The sequence below is a fragment of the Koromonas humicola genome, assembly GCF_059726255.1.
Genome location: NZ_AP040873.1, coordinates 1,112,324 through 1,130,082, shown reverse-complemented (window position 1 = coordinate 1,130,082; position 17,759 = coordinate 1,112,324). Strand labels below are relative to the sequence as shown.

Annotated in this window: 9 protein-coding genes; 2 read left to right on the top strand and 7 right to left on the bottom strand. The window is 55.2% G+C overall.

What is annotated here, in order from left to right; genetic code table 11:
* Nucleotides 1–53: 53 nt before the first annotated feature.
* The 7 genes from AC6IZD_RS04900 to lon form a co-directional block, all read right to left on the bottom strand.
* Complete coding sequence (locus AC6IZD_RS04900) at nt 54–3,437, bottom strand: TonB-dependent receptor (protein ID WP_497786565.1); 3,384 nt, start codon at nt 3,435–3,437, stop codon at nt 54–56.
* A gap of 480 nt (nt 3,438–3,917) precedes the next feature.
* Nucleotides 3,918–7,532 carry a TonB-dependent receptor gene (locus tag AC6IZD_RS04895; RefSeq protein ID WP_497786564.1) on the bottom strand — a complete coding sequence of 1,205 codons (3,615 nt, stop codon included), beginning with the start codon at nt 7,530–7,532 and terminating at the stop codon, nt 3,918–3,920.
* 426 nt (nt 7,533–7,958) lie between these two features.
* The gene (locus AC6IZD_RS04890; protein WP_497786563.1) at nt 7,959–11,276 is read right to left on the bottom strand and encodes a TonB-dependent receptor; all 3,318 of its coding nucleotides are present in this window, start codon (nt 11,274–11,276) and stop codon (nt 7,959–7,961) included.
* Nucleotides 11,277–11,661: 385 nt separating this feature from the next.
* A complete protein-coding gene (locus tag AC6IZD_RS04885) occupies nt 11,662–12,672 on the bottom strand; it encodes a VWA domain-containing protein (protein ID WP_497786562.1) in 1,011 nt (336 codons plus the stop codon).
* A 99-nt stretch (nt 12,673–12,771) separates the two neighbouring features.
* Nucleotides 12,772–13,476: a molybdenum cofactor biosynthesis protein gene (locus tag AC6IZD_RS04880; RefSeq protein WP_497786561.1), complete on the bottom strand. Its 705-nt coding sequence runs from the start codon at nt 13,474–13,476 to the stop codon at nt 12,772–12,774.
* Nucleotides 13,477–13,579: 103 nt separating this feature from the next.
* Nucleotides 13,580–14,056: a hypothetical protein gene (locus AC6IZD_RS04875; RefSeq protein WP_497786560.1), complete on the bottom strand. Its 477-nt coding sequence runs from the start codon at nt 14,054–14,056 to the stop codon at nt 13,580–13,582.
* 214 nt (nt 14,057–14,270) lie between these two features.
* Entirely contained in the window at nt 14,271–16,685 is a 2,415-nt protein-coding gene (gene lon, locus AC6IZD_RS04870) for an endopeptidase La (RefSeq protein ID WP_497786559.1), read from the bottom strand.
* A gap of 263 nt (nt 16,686–16,948) precedes the next feature.
* Here lon and AC6IZD_RS04865 point away from each other — a divergent pair, with 263 nt between their 5' ends.
* Entirely contained in the window at nt 16,949–17,248 is a 300-nt protein-coding gene (locus tag AC6IZD_RS04865; RefSeq protein ID WP_497786558.1) for a lmo0937 family membrane protein, read from the top strand.
* A gap of 47 nt (nt 17,249–17,295) precedes the next feature.
* Nucleotides 17,296–17,526, top strand: a complete 231-nt coding sequence (locus AC6IZD_RS04860) for a CsbD family protein (RefSeq protein WP_497786557.1) — start codon at nt 17,296–17,298, stop codon at nt 17,524–17,526.
* The last annotated feature ends 233 nt before the right edge of the window (nt 17,527–17,759 follow it).

Below are 17,759 nucleotides of genomic sequence, written 5' to 3'. Positions count from 1 at the left end.
GAAAAAAGGGGCGGCCACGAAGGCCGCCCGAGAGCATGGATAGGCAATCCCGCTTAGAAGGTGATGCGGGCATTCAACTGGACGATACGGCCCGAAGCCACTCCAGCGAATGAACCGAAGGGGCTGGTCGGAGGCGAAACCGTGTTGACGATGGCTCCAGCACCCTGTGCTCCCGTGCCGAACGAGATGTCGTTCTGCGGATTGCCGAAGTTGGGGTGATTGAGAACATTGAACGCGTTGAGTCCGACACCGAAGCGAAGAGTCTCGGCGATCTTGAAGGTCTTCGAGATGCTGATATCAGTGTCGAAGTAACGAGGACCACGGTTCTGGTTACGCCGCTGGTTGCTGGCAACGCCTACACTCGGATCTGCGGACGGGGTTCCGCCCGAGAATTCGTTGTTGGGATCAGAAGTTGCCGCGACATACGGACCTAGGTCAGTGGCTGGGTTAAAGCACTGGTTGCTACGGGGCGACGCCGCACCGCAGCTAATCGGACCATTGGGCAGATCCACCAGTAGGAATCCGCCGTAGTTCCGGATAGTGGTGGAGAGACCGCTGTCATAAATCGAGAACGGCAGCCCAGTCCGGAAGAAGAAGGTGTTGGAGAGTGTCCAGCCACCAAACGCACTGTCGAGGAACCCACGATTGAACTTCCATCCCGGCGTCCAGGTGTAGTTGGCCTGAAGGAAGTGTCGAACATCGTAATCGGCGTTGCCATGGTTCTGGCACCGCAGGCAGTTGGGATCGATCTGCGTGATGATGGAGTCATTTACGCTGAATGGGTTTACGCCGCCGTTTGAAACATCATCGGTGGCATGGCTCCACGTATAGGCAACTGCCATTTGGAACGTGGAGTAACGACGCTGCATGCTGACCGTGACTCCGTTGTAGTCGGAAACGCCCGTATTGGAATACTGTTGCACAGTACCGAAACGACCATCAATTGGAGATTGACGTGAACTAAGAGGACCCTGTGCAGTCGGGAATCCTCTTACACCGGAATCTTCGCCAGTGACCTGATTGAAGCACCGGCTCGCGGGGCAGAATGCGTTCAAACCGGGATTGTTCACAATGATGTCGCGGCCGTGATTCCCGTTGTAATTGATGGAGACCGATGTCTTCGGACCGAATCCCTGCTGGAGTTCCAAGTTGTACTTGAGAAACTTCGGATTAGTGAACCGACGAGTCGGCACATTGAGGTTGGGGAATGTTGCGACGGCACCCGCAGCAGTCTCTGCTGCTACTAGATTAGCCGCAGTTCCCCCAGTGTTGTAGATGTTGACCAAAGCAGCGTTGGCTGCGGTCGCGGCAGCCTGTGAGCTATCCGGAACGTTCGGAGCAGCCGAGAGGCCGAGCACCGTGAACGAATTCTGAGTTGGAACGTTGCGCGAGAAGAACTCTGCCAGCACGCCGGGGGAGATATCGGCAAAGAAGCCGATGCCGCCGCGCAGCACTGTGCGCCCGCTAGCGGAAGGAGTGAAGGCGAAGCCAAAACGTGGCTGCCAAGCCACAGGTTCGAGTTCGTGGAAGGTGTTGCCCTGACCGGCAACGACGGCCTGGTTGTATGGGATAGCTGCATCGTGGGGCAGGCGACTGAACTCCACTGGCGGAATGGAGATGCAATGTGTGGAGCAGTAAGGATTGGAGTTGTGGTCCCCGCGCACGGCCAGTGTGAGAGACAAGCGAGGAGTGACTTTCCACTGATCCTGGATGTAGAAGCCAAGGCTGTCAATCACGAACGGCTGCGAGGGCCGCGACGAGAAACGCTGCTGATAGAAATCCCAAACGCCCGAGGAGAAACTATCTTCATCCAGCAGCTGTACCAACGGGAAAACAGCACGCGCCGAGTAGAAGAAGTCAGTCACGTTGTTGTGACGCCAGTTGACCCCGACTTTGAAGCTGTGATTGCCGCGGGTAAACGAGAAGTCATCGACGATCTGCGCCTGACCGACGTTACGGCCCTGCGGGAATGCATAGTTCTCACCACCGAGCGGAGTGAAAGGCCCTGCGGGGAACATGGCATATGGGAACGCTGCCAGCGCGGCCGCCTGATTCACAGGCTTGAAGATCGCGCTGTAATAGGCTCCCGAAAGGATGAACTGGTTCACCGATGCATTAGCGAACGAGTGCGTCCAGTTAGCTTGCCCCGAGTAAGAGGGCTGATTGCTCTCGGCGTTGAAAACGGGGTTGATCGGGTCGGTAAAGGTTGGCTGCAGGCCATGATCAGTCTTAAACCGGAAGAACACGCGATCAACGGCCGTGAACTGGTGATCTACGCGACCTACCAAGGTCCATTCATGCGCGCTGTTGGTAACAGCATTGCGGAAGTTTGCAACGTTAGGGTCGGTAGGATCGACGACGGCGTTCTGCGCTCCCGGCGCGCTGTTCCACAGATTGAACATCTGCTGATAGAACGCTTCCTGACCGGAACCGGCCAAGTTGGCGAGCGTTTGCGCTTGGTATGCAGGGCTCGGAATCGCAACGCGGTTGCTGGTCGGGAGGGTGTACTTGATGCCTTCCGTGTTGACGAAGAAGAAGGTCTTGTCTCTCCAGATTGGGCCACCAACAGAAGCCGCCCACTGGTGATCGTGAGTATTGGGCGCGCGACCCTCAGTGTCGAACCAGTCTCGAGCGTTGATGGCGGCTCCAGACCAGTTGTAGACGGCATTGCCATGGAAGTGGTTAGTGCCGGACTTGGTGGCGTAGTTAATCTGCGCGCCAGCATTGCGTCCGAATTCACCGGTGTAACCGTTGGTGGTGACAGTGGCTTCGGCCAGTTCGTTGGAACCGATGCTGAGGTTGCTGGCACCCGAGTTGTTCAAGTTGAGATACGGGTCCATCTCATCATTACCATTGACCGTGAAAAGGTTGGCAGTGGCGGGCATGCCGTTGGAGACGAAGTTGCCGTAGCCGCCACCCGAAGAAGTATTGGCCTGGATGCCAGGGGCAAGTTCGGCAATTGTTGTGATGTCACCGCCCGGCATGGGCGAGGCATCGATCTGCGCGGTGTTGAAGCTGGTCTGGGTGTTGCCGTTGTCGGACTGTACAAGAGGCGTTTCGGCAGTTACTTCAACAGTTTGCGAGGCCGTACCCACGGTGAGCTTGATGTCAGCACGTGTGACTTGGCCTACAGCGACGAAAGCACCTTGATTCACGGTTCCGAAGCCAGATTGATTAACAGTGACGGTGTACCGGCCGGGATTCAACAGGGGGAAACGATACACACCGGCTGAGTTGGTGACGCCGTCCTTTGTGGCTCCGGTGTCATTGTTTTTGATGGTGACCTTGGCACCGGGCACGACCGCACCACTGGGGTCGGTGACGGTACCTGTAATGTCGCCAGAGACAATTGACTGGGCCAAGGCTCCGGCAGCGAGGCAGACAATCAGCGCCAGCACCAAGGAGCATTTGGTTAGAAACGAACTTTCTCGTGTCATGGGTTCCTCTACCCTGGCATGACAAGTGTCATGTCGTAACGCCATCAATGCGCCGTCGGCGAAGTTTGAGTTCACTTCGCTACGCGAATGCTGGGACACTCGCGGCGCACGCTATGAAGTCGGAGGAAAACAACCGAACTGCCCTGATTCAGAGCTGCCCAGGTACGGTGTCTCCCACTGGAAACTGCCCGACTGAAGGCGGACTTTCGAGGAACGGCAAAACGGCGCACAGGCCGCGAACTCCACACACTCTTGCCATCAACAAATGGGAATCAGTTGGTGGCTGTTCAACCACACGAGAGGAGCACGCAGGTCTCCAAAGTGTTCGGCCGGGGGCACAGGGCCAAACGGGATATGTGAGACTCTGAATGTGGATTGCAAATATGAGATTTTGAAATTTTGGATTCAGTGACTCTCGAAGTTGGAATACGAAAATCGGGGAGCATGAAGCTCCCCGACGGAGGAAAACAGGTGGCTTAGTTAGAACACGAGTTGCAGACTGAACTCCATCTGGCGCGGCGAACCAATTGTATTTACACCAGTTCCGAGGCCCGCACGAGGATGCGAAGGATCTTTCTTCGGAGTTCCGTTAATCGAGCCGGGAGATCCATCCACCGCGCCGGTGAGGGCCAAGCCCGGCGCAACGGTTGTCACGTCATAGTTGACGAAGTTGAAGAGGTTGTAGGCAGCCACCGACGGCGTCAGCTTCAGGTTTTCGCGCAGTCGAATCGGGTAACCGAATTTCAAATCAAACGTCTTCAGCCAGCCCATATTCGCCTGATCGGCGGGAGCGAGAGGCAATGGAGCAATGGTCGCGCCCAATGCAGCCATCTGACCCTCTGTAAGCAAACCGGAGTTCACCAGTGTCGCACCAGCAGGGGTGAGTTTGCCGCCATAGTTAGCATTGAAGCGGTTGATCAGGCTATTGATCTGGTTTCCTTTGTACTTGCGGCCGAAATCACCGATATTTGCACCAGGCACGATCTGGCCCGTGGAAACATCGTTGGCAGGCAGCGTGTTTCCATCACCCTGAACGTCCGTGTAGAAGATTTCTCCCAAATTCTCTCCAGTGACCAGCGTTGGAGTCTGCGGCAGTGGCGAGAAGAAGTGTCCGATGAAGCTGATGCGCGGGCCTTTTGGAAGGTCCATGAACGTGCCGAACGAGATCTGGCCCGTGCGGTCAAGCGAGTTTGGACCGAAATACCTGCCCGGGTTTGCATAGCTATAAGCGTTGTTCACGAAGTCCTGATCAACCGTCATGCTGTTGAAGCGGGACAGCGAGAATGACACCTGGGAGGTAAAGCGCTCAATTCCGCGCATCGGCTTGTCAATTCGATTTGTGAGCTTCAGTTGCAGCGCGGTGTAGACGGAGCGGCCAATCGGGAACAGCATCGGATTGGTGCCGACATTGGGGTTGATACCACCGAAGGCATAGGGCTGAGAAAGTCCGCCCAGATACCACGGCAAACCACCGCCCACGTCGAGGCCGGAGCCAAGACCATTAGCAGCGAAGTCTTCCATGGTCAATCCGCAGGCGGTGATTGCCGCGTCGACAGTCGCTCCGCAACCCGCAATGGTCGTGTTAATTGCAGCCTGCGCCGCAGCTCGGTTGAAGTAGCGCACGTCACCCACATGGTTCGTGTCTACACCAAGCAGATAACGCAAACCTACGTTGCGGATCAAATCAGCACTGACTACTGTTCCCTTTCCCATCTGGTGCTGAATGCCGAGGTTCATCTGCCACGAATGCGGCGTTTTGTAGTTGGGGGCGATCAACGACGCGCTAGTGCCGCTGCTCAGGTTGGCACCGACGAATGCACCGTTGGCCTGTGCACCTCCCGCCGCGGTCAAGCTCTGGAAGTAGCTAGCCAGTGCAGCCACTCCAGCCATGTTCGTGCCAATGTTCCCGTTGCACAGGTTCGCGATTGGGAAGTTGGTAGTTCCGTTGTATGGGAAGCTGGTGATGATACCGCCCGGAACAGTAAGGTTTCCTGACGGGCAAATCGGGATTACCTGATTGAACAGTCCCGCAGCGAGGCGCACAGGACGGTCGAAGAGCACGTTGTTGAACACCGCGTTCTCGTAGTACAGCCCACCACCACCGCGGATCACAGTCTTGCCGTTTCCACCTGGGTTCCACGCAAAGCCGATCTGGGGACCGAAGTTGGAATTCGGCTGATTGACTCGGCCACCATAGGCTCCGCCAAACAGATCGAGCACTCGTTGGCTGCCCGTGCACGGAGCAGAGCCTAGCGCAGACGTCGCAGTAGTTACGACATCGCCTGGAACCTGACTGCAGGTGATCGGAGGCAAATCGCTGTCCTGACGTCCCGTGTCACGAGAGTAGCGCACACCAAAAGTTAGAGTCAGGGTTGGGCGAATCTTCCAAGTATCGCCAACATAGAAGCCAATACGGTTGTCGAACTGGCCGCCGCCCGGAAGGTTGAAGTCGGGACGCTCGGTCGAGAAACCTTGCCCGTTGCCCAACACGATTTGGCTTACGGCATAGTTCAGAGGATTTGCGGCTCCGCCAGGAAATGGGCCGCCACTCGCTGCTGCTTGCGCGTCGGAGTTGAAGCTGGAGGCGCGCAGTTCGGGCCACTGATAGAACGACGCATAACCACCGCCCACGATGTGGTTGTAGTCGACGCCGAAGCGAATCAGGTGCGCTCCCCGCAGATACGAGCCGTCGTACTTGATCTGATTGTTTTCTTGGAACGTAGCCTGCGGCGCCAAGCGCGACGGACCGAACCGATACTGACTGGAAGCGCTACCGATTCGAATCGCAACCGGCAAATTACCTGCCGGATCAAACACGCCACCGCCGATTACGGCATCGGCAATATGGTTCTGGAACTTCTGGTATCCGTAGCGAACGGAGTGAGTGAACTTGCCCGTAGACCAGTCAAGTCCCAAGCCATGAGAAGGCGTGTTATTGCGGTTGGCGAATGGCTGGAAAGTCGAACCATAAGCCGCAATGTCACCATTCCAGTTGTAGTTGAAACGATAGAAGATCTTCATTCCCTTCGGGCCGTTGTAGTCGAGTTTGCCAAGAAGGGTGGTGTCCTTGAATGGTGAACTATAACCCGGGGGAATGGTCGTGAAAGGCGCCGAAACTACTATGGGGACGAGCGTCGATTGCTTTACACGCTCAGCGTTGAGGAACCAGAACAGCTTGTCTTTTACGAACCTGCCGCCGAGGTTGCCACCAAACTGGTTACGCTGGAAGTAGTTGTCCTGCCCGCCGGGGAAGTTGGCAATGCCAGCTCTCTTATCGCGGAAGTTGTAGAAGCCTTCGCCATGCACGTTGTTCGTGCCCGTCTTGGTTACGACGTTCACCGCGCCCGAAGAGGTCAATTCGGTCGAAAGATCGAGGGTCGATTGGCTCAACTGAAACTCGGAGATCGCTCCGGCGGACACGTTCTGGGTCGTTGTGCCCACCGTCTCGTCGGAGATGTCGATGCCATCGACCTCGATGCGGGCAGTACGCCCTGCGCGCCCACCGAACGAAATCGAGGAGAATCCGTTCTTCGTGGGGTCGAAGTTACCGCCGTCCTGAATCTGAACACCTGGCTCCAACTGTGCAAGGTCGAGGAAGTTGCGCCCGCCGACAGGCAAATTTTCAATCTGGGTTGAAGTCAACACACCTTGCACTGTTGGTTGCTCGGTATTGACGGCGACAGTTTCGCCCGTGACTTCTACTGTTTGTGTGCTGGAACCTACCGACATTTTGACGTTGCCGGACGCAGCAGATCCGACTGACACGATCACATTGACAACGGCCGTTGAGAAACTCGGCGCTTCGACGCGCACCTCATATCTACCGGAGGGAACTGGGCCGGAAGCATACGCACCGGTCGAAGAAGTCGTGCGCGCAACGCGAAGGCCTGTGGCAGTGTTTGTGATAAGGACCTTGGCGCCCGGAAGTACCGCACCAGAAGGGTCAGTGACTGTACCTTGAATGCTTCCTGTCGAAACCGTGGCTTGCGAGAAAAGCAGCGACGAGCATCCGATGCAGATAACGAGACAAGCCATTATCGCGAAAACGGGTGATCGCGGTGTGACGAACGAAATACTACGCCCACTGACTGACATACGAATCTCCTGAACGGTCGAGCGAACATGGTGAATTCGATTGATTTTTCAGGAGAACAGTAACGGCACTGCACAGGCGAGAGCTGCTCAATTCACCGTCTCCCACAGAACGACTCGAAACGGGCCAGCCGAAACGAGCTACCAAGGGAGAGGTGAAATAGATTCAATCTGCATTGGTTCCGAGCATTCTGAAACGCCAGCCTCGTTTGTCTGAGCTTGGGCGGGCTTGTCGGCTTTAGAGCACGCCGATATCCAAACACTCAGTCGTAGTTTTCAGGCAGAATTTGACGCAAACGCCCAGAATGTCAGCAATTGAATATCAAAAACTGGAAATCCAGAAACTCTCGCTTCGAAAATCCGAAGCCGAGACACTTCCGAAAAATAAACCGGGGAGCTTTTGGCTCCCCGGCAAGGTAGTGTTTCAGTTTAGAAGCTGTAACTAAGCTTCAAACGGAGCGTGCGTCCCCCCTGCCAATACAGCGGTTTGCCGTAGCGGCTGCTCAAGGCGATGCCATCCGAATTCAGCAAGGACTTCCAATTATAAGGTGACGTCAGAGCTGCATAGTCAAACGTGCTTGACGGCGTGAGGAAGAATCCCTGAGTGATGCTGTTGATCTGGGAGTAGTAGGCAACAGCTTTGCGCTGATTGAAAAGATTGCTAACGTTGGCGTTAAACACAACCTTTTTGCCTTCACCTACTTTGATCTCATGCGAAAGGCTGGCGTCAGTCTGGAGGAACTGATCCGTGCGACGGTTACGAACACCGGTCACGGTCAAATTACCAAACTGATCAGCGGTGATGTCAGCCCACTTTCCACGACCCTCGACGTACACAGGGAATCCGCCGTCAGAACCGCCATCACCCACATCGATGTAGGAGCTGAGAGGACTGCCGGAGAACCACTGCTGGAAGAGACCAAGAGTGGTTGTCTGAGTCTTCTTTCCCCAAGGCAACGAATAGTACCCGGAGAATTTGAAGGTGTGGGGACGATCTGTGGCGAGAGGACCGCTCGAGGACTTGCCGTACGAGTTGAGCTGGAAGTACGGCTCGTCGAACGCGCGGTTGTCATTGGGGTTATCACGGCCACCGAAACCACCATCGGCGAGATCCGTGTTCGTCAAGCCAGCGTAGTTGCCGCGGAACTTACTATAGGTGTAAGAGAAGAGCCCTTGCCAGCGCTCCGAAAATGCCTTATTCAGGCGGAACTCAACACCATCGTAGCTGCGGGCAGCTTTGACGTTCTGCTGGCAGGATGCGCAACCAGTGATGAACTTGTCAACACCATACCCAGGATTGCCCACGAAGAAGTTCTCGTTTCCGTCCGAATCGAGAACACCCATGTCCTCGATTACATTATCAATGCGACGGCGATCCCAGGTCACGTTCAAAGCCCAGCTCTTGGCAAGCTGATACTCGACACCAAAGGTGGACTCATGCTGACGATAAGGCTTGATGGCCGGGTCGACCAGTTCGAGAGCATTCTGACGTAAGTTGATGTTCTCGATGAAGCGGAGACCAGAAGGAACAACGCCACCCATGAAGGTTGCGTCTCCGGTTCCCGAGCAATAGTGACCATTCGTGGCATAGACAGGGACGATGGACGACAGATCGGGTGTGTCAAGTGCGTAGGCGCAATTGTGCCAGTAGGAACCGCCGAAGGAATCGCGAGCCAGATTCAGCTTCATCTGGTCGTAGAAGATTCCATAGCTTCCGAACACCTTCATCTTGCCTTTATTGGTCGGATCCCACGCTACACCGATACGAGGAGCAATCTTATCTCCAAAGCCGAAATCGATTACGTGAGCAGTATCGGTCGTGGAATAAGAAGGAAGGTATTCCTTATCCATACGAATACCAGCGTTGATGGTCAGGCCCTTCGCAATCTGCCAGGAGTCCTGTGCATACAGACCATGATTGTAGCTGCTGGCCTTGCCGGAGGTTGAGACATCACGAACAACGAGATACCCGTAGTTACCCGTGCAAACACCGGCGTTAGGGTTACCGGGATGGGCAGCGGCGTTTGCGGCGGCGATGGCAGCGCAATTCGCGGTTCCGGTCGCGCCCGCCGTCGTGTAGATCGCACCCGAACCGGCCCAGATGCGGGTGAGAGGACCATTGTATGCGTCCAACGTGTCATTGGAGAGGTGATTCAACTGGTACCCAAATTTGAAGTTATGGGTTCCCAACCAACCGCTCTTGTACCACGCCAAGTCTTGGTTGAACTGATCGTGCTTGTCCGCATCCCTCATAAAGATGTCCTGAACTGGTGCGGAGAAGGTTCCGGATGTCTTAGCTAACTGTGGAGCTACTGAACTGAGCGAATTGCCATTGAGGTCCGTTCCCTTAAGACCATTGGTGCGCCAATTGAAGATAGGACCAGAAGGCCAACCGCGGTCGGCATAGTTTGCGAAGTAGTGACCGAAGCGTGTCGTGGCAATCAGGGTTGGTTTGATCGTCCAGTCAACACCGAGATTCACGGTTTGGTTCGGGGCGACCCAACCGATGCTGTGTGTGAAATTCGTGATCGGGCTGGAAACATCTACATTGACCAGGCCATTTGCGGAATCAGCGTTTGGAAGGTTGGTTCCGCTGGAACGAGAGTACTGATACAACCACGAAGCGAATACACGAATGTTGCTGGTTACAAGAGCGTCAATGCGTGCAGTGGAGAAATACCGCTGGGAATCAGCAGTGAAGTCCTGGCGCCCTGAAATGCCGCCAAAATCAACCGTGCGGCGAGTTGACGTCACATACGGCGCAAATCCAGCGAAGAACCAAATGCGATCTTTGAGGATTGGACCAGCGATATTGCCGCCGGGCTGAAGATAGTTGAAGTGATCCTTCTTGTTGACGTAGATCTGGGAAGCCTGATCAAAGCGCCCCACTTGGCTTCCATTTGGATCCAAGCGAAGAGTATTCGAAGGATTGGCATCGAATTTATCCGACTCTAGCGAAGCGAAAAGGTCGCCGTGGAAGGCGTTTGCACCACGCTTCATGACGACATTGACGACGCCACCAAGCGAACCACCGTGTTCGGCTTCAATTCCGGAAGTCTTGACCTGAACTTCCTGAATGAATTCAAACGGCACGCTGGCGTTCGAAGAACCACCGGTGATGTTCTGGGTGTCCTGACCTTCTACGAGATAGGCATTCTCAGAGTCAGCACCACCGCCAATCTGATAGCCATTGGAGTTCTTGTTAGGCGCAGTTGAAGAAACGCTATGATCGGCCTGAAGAGGCTCATTGCGCGCTGCGGGGGCGAACTGAATTACCGACTGATAAGAGGTGCCGTGAGGAGCATCCGCAATAACATCCTCCGTGATATTTGTCTGGGCCTTAGTGACAGCAGTATCCACAAGCGGAGCGGCCGCACTTACCTCAATCACTTCTCCCTTATCGCCCAGTTTGAGGGCAAGGTCGAGCGTAGGCAGGCTTCCAACTTTGAGGGAAACGCCTTCGCGCTTCAGCTTCGCAAATCCTTGCGCAGTGACTGTGATCACATAGTCACCAGGGGGCAGGTTGGCAAAGCGGAAATAACCCACTGAGTTGGTTTCAGCTTTCTTTACCCCGATTAACCCCGGGCTAGAGATTTCGACGGTTGCATTAGCAATGACCGCATTGCTTGGGTCATGTACGGTGCCCTGCAGACCGGCTGTGGTTTCCTGGGCGAATAGAGCGATGGAGGTGAGCATGATGCCTGCGATTAGCAGCAAGCAGCTCAAGCGACGAAATCGTCCACTCATTTTGTTTTTTAGTCTCCTAAACGATGTCGAGGTGACATCTGTTCACACCAACCTAGGTTTGTGGCCTAAGTGAAATGAAAAAGCCGCGAGGAGTACTCGCAACCCTTCTAAAAGTCGCTCGTCCGAGAAATCCGGAAGGGCGAACAAAACAAACCTTTGAGGATGAAAAACTGCTGCCAGTTACGACTAAGTTGCGGATAACGTCTATAACTTCGGCCAACACCCGCATTCGGTTCTGTGATTAGGCATGCACGCCTAGTTCCAAACAGAAACTCTGCTAAGTGGCAGTAAAACAAGCGTTATCTAGGGTCTTACTCTGATGTGATTACAAAATCAGGGATGTTGGCCAGCTCAGATATGAATTCTGGAAGTACGATTCGTGAAACTACTCGATCTTGCTGTTGTAATAACCCGCCCGGTTTCGGACGTAGAGTTCCCGCTGGGCGCGCTTACGGGCATCGTTGGTGAGTTCAATGGAGATGCGACGAAACTCATTTCCTACCCGCTGGACGGGATAGTAGCCAAGCAAGTACTGCGTTCGCAGCTCATTACTGATCTGGTGGAAGGCTTCGTCGAGCTGGGAAAGGGAGGACGCATAATAGGACTTCCCTCCTGTGTCGCGCGACAACTGGATCAGAGCGTGCTCGCCCCCGATATCACGCCCAGCATCAGCTTCAATTGGGACCATGATGATGGAATAAATGATGGCCTCGGCGATCTGGGCCGCGCGCAGTGCTTCCTGATAATCGACCTTGCTCGTGGTGTCACCGCCATCGGTGATGAGGACGAGGACCTTGCGGCCATCACGATGCTCAAGAGATTCGGAGCTCAGAAAGACCGCATCGTAGAGTGCCGTCGCGGCTCCCGGATGCAGGCGGTCAAGAGCTGCGTCGAAACGGCGTGGCTCGTTGGTGAAAGGCAGTACCTCACTTACATAGGTTGAAAACTGATAGAGCGAAATGGAATCAACCGGCCGCAGCAGTGTGTGCGCGAATTTGCGAGCCGAAGCGATTTCCAACGGCAGATCTTTGCGTGTGCTCATGCTGGTGTCGATCGCCATAGCGATCGAGAGTGGCAGGCCGGACTCGCGTTCAAAAACAGAAAGCTTTTGCTCGAATCCGTCTTCAAAGATCCGAAAATCTTCTTTCTGAAGATTGGCATAAGGGGCGCCATTCTCATCAGCGACGCTCGCAAAGACGTTTACGAGTTTGACGTTGACCGAGATGGTTGGAGTGGATTCACCAGTCTGCGGCGCACGCCGAACCGGCGGGCGAGGAACCTGTGTGGCGTTGGAAGAGGGTTGCTCGGAACCTGCTCTGGAGGAATTGGGGGTGTCCTGCGCAAATGCAGGCGCGAGGAAGAGCCAAAGCAGCAGCGGTGCGAGTCGTCGGAGCATCCGTAGCCAATTATAAGGAAAGTTACATTGTCGAGATTCAGAAGTTGGTGAGCACCCGAGGCCCAATAGGAATGGCCGTCACCATCGGACCAGCATCTTCTAAACCCGTATTTCCGGAGGGAACGGCTCACCATCCGACCAGACGGCTCCGTCCTCAAAGAACTCCTTCTTCCACACAGGGACAGTCTTCTTCAGTGAGTCGATCAACCAGCGGCACGCGTCGAAAGCTGCCCCACGATGGGCGCTGGCGACAGCGATGATCACGCTCGACTCACTAATTTCAAGACGTCCGACACGGTGAACGATTCGGACATCACGGATAGCGAAGTGAGAAAGCGCCTCCGACGCCAGTCTTTCCATCTCCGAAACGGCCATGGCGGGATACGAGTCGTATTCAAGGTAAAGCGTGCGACGACCACGGGTCTGATTGCGCACAATGCCATCGAAGATGCACACAGCGCCGTCTTCGCCCTGTTTGAGTCCCGATACAAGTGCTGCGGAATCGATGAGATCGCGCTGCAGGCAGGTGTGGGAGGAAGTGAGCGGAAGTTTTGGCTCCGGCATTCCTCCGCTGACGGGAGGCAAAAGTGCCACCTCGTCTCCGGCAGATAACTGCGTCGTACTCGACGCAAAAGACTGATTGACCGCGATGGCCACCGCTCCATTGTAGGGAGCCAATGCGGGATGATCGGCAAGAAGCGATTTCCAGAGATCACCAACGGTGGCGGAGTCGGGTAGCTCGGCTACGCTCTCGGCAGCAACGATATCGCGCAGGCGTCCGAAGCAAAGAACTCTGATTTGCATGATGAAAAAGATAGCAAGACCAGCGCGACAGCAGAAGCAAAATCAACTGCCCCATCCAGAACACAATTCAGGATGGGGCGAGCATGTTCTTGATTGCTAAGATTTAGCGCTCGAGTGCAGGCGCAGGCTTCTTAAAGCCGATTCCGTCATAGCAGTTGGCAGCCGACGCAACACTGACAGCGGCATTGGCAGTAACTCCGGAGTACATCGCAGTGACGACATACGGAGACGTTATTGCGTAGCTATAGGTCTTACCGTCAGCATTGAGCTTGCTCATCCAGGTGCACGCGGGAATGACCGTCGTCTGCAAGATGCCCGACTTGTTCACAACAAGCGCATCCGCCGGGGCATTTGGATCAGCTGAGGGACTGATCGCGTAGACGACCTTGGTCGTGATGTCCTCGGTCTTCGTATTTGAATAGTGGGCCGTGACAGTGAGGGGCAGCGATGAGCTGATTCCTTCTACATTGGGCTGGGTTGGAGAGATCGTAATCGACTGCAATTCATAGGTTTGGCCGCAACTCGCGAAGAACAGCATCACAACACAGACCAACAGCACAACTGGTAACCGGCGCACCATGGTGAATCTCCTAATGATGAATAGGTTCATCTTCGCAACAGAGATTCTGGAATACAAGGCAATTCTGGTTTGCGATTTTGGTACACCATCACGCGAAGCTTTAGGGCACGGCCAGGTGGAACATGGCTTTGTCTCATGGGCAACACCGTGCGGCGCGCGACACGCAAAAGGCCAGTCCGAAAGGGACTGGCCTCTGACGGTTGAGTCGCCGCTGTTACTTTTCAGCGTCGGCGAGGACTTGCTCACGGGTCTCGGCGTCTTCGCGGGCCTCGGCAGGACTTTGCGGAAGGGCTATGTCGAGCACCTCTTCTATGCTGGAGACGTAGTGGACACTAACGCCTTCCATCTGTTCCGGCAAAACGTCCTCTTCCACGTTCTGCTGGTTTTCAGCCGGGAAGATGATGTCCTTCACTCCAGCTCGCTTGGCGGCAAGGAACTTTTCTTTGACGCCGCCAATCGGCAGGACGTTGCCGCTAAGTGTGATCTCGCCGGTCATCGCCATCTGCGGCCGCACTTGCTTATCTGCTAGCAGTGAGACAAGTGCAGTAACGATGGTGACACCAGCCGACGGACCATCCTTTGGGATAGCTCCGGCCGGGACGTGGATGTGAAGGTCATTCTTCGTGAAGACCTCATCATCGATGCCCAACTGCGAAGCGTGCGCTCGCACCCAACTGAAGGCCGCCTGCATGGACTCGCGCATGACTTCCTGGATCTGTCCGGTGATGCGGAAGTCGCCCTTCCCTTTCATCTTCATCGCCTCGATGAAGAGGATGTCGCCTCCAGTGGGCGTCCAAGCCAGGCCGACGACAACGCCGGGGTGCTTGGTGCGGGCCGCGATCTCGGTATCGACGCGGACCTTAATGCCACCGAGCATTTCCTGAACGACTTCGCGGGTGACCACCAGCTTTTCGGTCTTGCCCTCGACGATGCGGCGCGCCTGCTTGCGGCAGATGGTGCCGATCTGACGTTCGAGGCTGCGGACACCGGCTTCACGCGTGTAATGCCGAATGATGTAGCTGACGGCATCGGACGTGAACTCGATCTGCTCGGGCGTGAGTCCGTTCTCCTCCGACTGGCGCTTGATGAGGTACTGATAGACGATGTGCTGCTTATCTTCCTCGGTGTAGCCGTGGAGGTCGATGATCTCCATGCGGTCGCGCAAGGGGTCGGGAATGGTGTCGAGTTGATTGGCCGTGGTGATGAACAGCACCTTGGACAAATCAAACGTCACGTCCAGATAGTTGTCGCGGAAGCTGAAGTTCTGCTCGGGATCGAGTGCTTCGAGCAGGGCCGCCGTGGGATCGCCACGGTAGTCGCGTCCGACCTTGTCGATTTCATCGAGCATGTACACCGGATCGTTGCTTTCGGCACGACGGATGCCCTGGATGATTTGTCCGGGCATAGCTCCGATGTAGGTGCGGCGGTGACCGCGAATTTCAGCTTCATCGTGCACGCCACCAAGGGACATGCGGACAAACTTGCGTCCCAGGGCACGGGCGATGGACTTGCCAAGCGAGGTCTTGCCGACACCCGGAGGTCCGAAGAAGCAGAGGATTGGCCCCTTCATCTTGGGATTGAGACGGCGCACGGATAGATAGTCGAGGATGCGATCCTTGACCTTCTGCAAGTCGTAGTGATCTTCATCGAGGATCACCTTGGCCTTGGTGATATCGACCTCGGCACCGCTGGACTTAGTCCACGGCAGAACCACGAGCCACTCGAGGTAATTGCGAGTGACCGAATAGTCGGCGGCCATAGGGGACATGCGCGAGAGGCGATTCAACTCCTTCATTGCCTCTTTCTTCACGTCCTCAGGCATGCCGCTCTTTTCGATCTTCTCCTTGAACTCCTCGACATCGCGGGTGGTGTCGTCCTGTTCGCCCAGTTCCTTCTGAATCGCTTTCAACTGTTCGCGTAGGTAGTATTCGCGCTGGGTCTGCTGAACACGATCCTGTACTTCGCTCTGGATCTTGTTGCGAAGCTGCTGGACTTCGAGTTCCTTCGCGAGATGCTGATTAATCTTGTCGAGTCGCGTCCGGACGTCATACGTTTCCAGCACGTCCTGCTTGTCGCGTGTGGAGAGCGAAGGCAGCGAGCTGGCGACAAAATCCACCAGGCGGCCCGGCTCCTCTATGTTCATTGCGACGGTTGACAGTTCATCTGACAACGTCGGCGATCCGGCGACAATCTGCTGAAACAGGTTGAGAATATTTCGCTGTAATGCCTCGACCTCGGCATTCATCTCGGGAAGCGTTTCGGCCACGGTTGCGACCGAAGCTTTCATAAACGGCGCCAGTTGGGTGTACTCCACAACATTGACGCGCTCCAAACCTTCGGCGAATACGAACAGGCTCTGGTTTGGCATTTTGACCACCTTGTGCACGGTGGCCAGGGTCCCGATGGGATAGAGATCGACGGGCTGCGGAGCATCTATGCGCGCTTCACGCTGAGCGATCACGACGATCGTCTTGTCCTCACCGAGAGAATTTATAAGTTGCACCGAACTTTCCCGTCCCACTGTCAGCGGGAGAACGGCATGCGGAAACAGAACCGTATCTCGCACCGGCAAAACCGGGAGGTCGCGCACGGTAGGGATAAGTTCAGGGTTGCGCGTTTCGTTCGCCATCTAATCTCCTTGAGTCAATCGTACTCAACTTTGATGACTATAGTACAAGAAAAGATTCTGATTTGCCTAAGCTGATGGAATGCAAACACTTATTGGGCTTTTGGCTGAAATCAGGGTCAGAATTGCTATCTTTCTCTCCCCGCTGTGCTGACGATAATTGCCATAAATAGGATGAAAAATTCACGAGTGTGAGCTTCAAGCGGGGGATTGTAGTCCCTGAACAGGCCGATAGCAACTGCGCCCCAAGCAAAGCAGTGCGAATTGTGCCCTGGTTGGCCCTGCACAAGGGCAATCCGAACGCGCTACTACCGATTAGCGCCAACCTCTATGTCCGTCGTTGCACCCAATTTCTTGAGTTACCGGTGATAGAGGCCGGTGAAACCGAAAACTTGGGGGCCGAGGTTACAAACATGCTTTGGACACTGTTTGTCGTACTGCTAGTGCTTTGGCTGCTCGGCGTGGTCAGCAGCTACACCTTGGGTGGTTTTATTCACATTCTGCTGGTGCTGGCAGTCGTGGCACTGGTGTTCCAGCTGATCTCTGGACGAAGGACGGTAGTTTAGCCGCGATCTGATACGCCGAAATCGAGTCAAGAACGCCAGGAGGAAACATGGATAAGGACCGTATCGAAGGCAAGATAGACGACGTGAAAGGTAGAGTCAAGCGCCAGGTTGGCGAATGGACTGGGGATGAGAAAGCCCAGTCTGAGGGAACCGCAGATCAGGCCAAGGGCAAGATTCAGAACGCTTGGGGGAAGGTCAAAGACGCCGGACGCGATGTACTGGATCGCAACAGTGAAGGCGAACACACTGACCGCGACGAAAAAGATCCTGCCGCTTAGTGGCACTTTCGGTATCGACCTCTCAGAGATTCGCTAGAGCAAAAGGGTTCCGGACTGCGTGGCCATCCGGGGCCCTTTTTCTTTTGTCTCGTGAGTTCTATCCCGCTGTTCTCTAATTCGGCCGCAATCGCACGCAATGACCCGTCTCAAATAAGAGAATTGGTGGACTGAGTAGGAGCCGCTATAATTCGCGCATCGTGCGCACAGGGCTCGTAATCAGCGTTGTTCTCTGT

What these genes read in the sequence shown, in the direction of transcription:
- AC6IZD_RS04900 (WP_497786565.1), bottom strand. Translation starts at nt 3,437, where the DNA reads ATGACACGAGAAAGTTCGTTTCTAACCAAATGCTCCTTGGTGCTGGCG.
- AC6IZD_RS04895 (WP_497786564.1), bottom strand. Translation starts at nt 7,532, where the DNA reads ATGTCAGTCAGTGGGCGTAGTATTTCGTTCGTCACACCGCGATCACCC.
- AC6IZD_RS04890 (WP_497786563.1), bottom strand. Translation starts at nt 11,276, where the DNA reads ATGAGTGGACGATTTCGTCGCTTGAGCTGCTTGCTGCTAATCGCAGGC.
- AC6IZD_RS04885 (WP_497786562.1), bottom strand. Translation starts at nt 12,672, where the DNA reads ATGCTCCGACGACTCGCACCGCTGCTGCTTTGGCTCTTCCTCGCGCCT.
- AC6IZD_RS04880 (WP_497786561.1), bottom strand. Translation starts at nt 13,476, where the DNA reads ATGCAAATCAGAGTTCTTTGCTTCGGACGCCTGCGCGATATCGTTGCT.
- AC6IZD_RS04875 (WP_497786560.1), bottom strand. Translation starts at nt 14,056, where the DNA reads ATGGTGCGCCGGTTACCAGTTGTGCTGTTGGTCTGTGTTGTGATGCTG.
- lon (WP_497786559.1), bottom strand. Translation starts at nt 16,685, where the DNA reads ATGGCGAACGAAACGCGCAACCCTGAACTTATCCCTACCGTGCGCGAC.
- AC6IZD_RS04860 (WP_497786557.1), top strand. Translation starts at nt 17,296, where the DNA reads ATGGATAAGGACCGTATCGAAGGCAAGATAGACGACGTGAAAGGTAGA.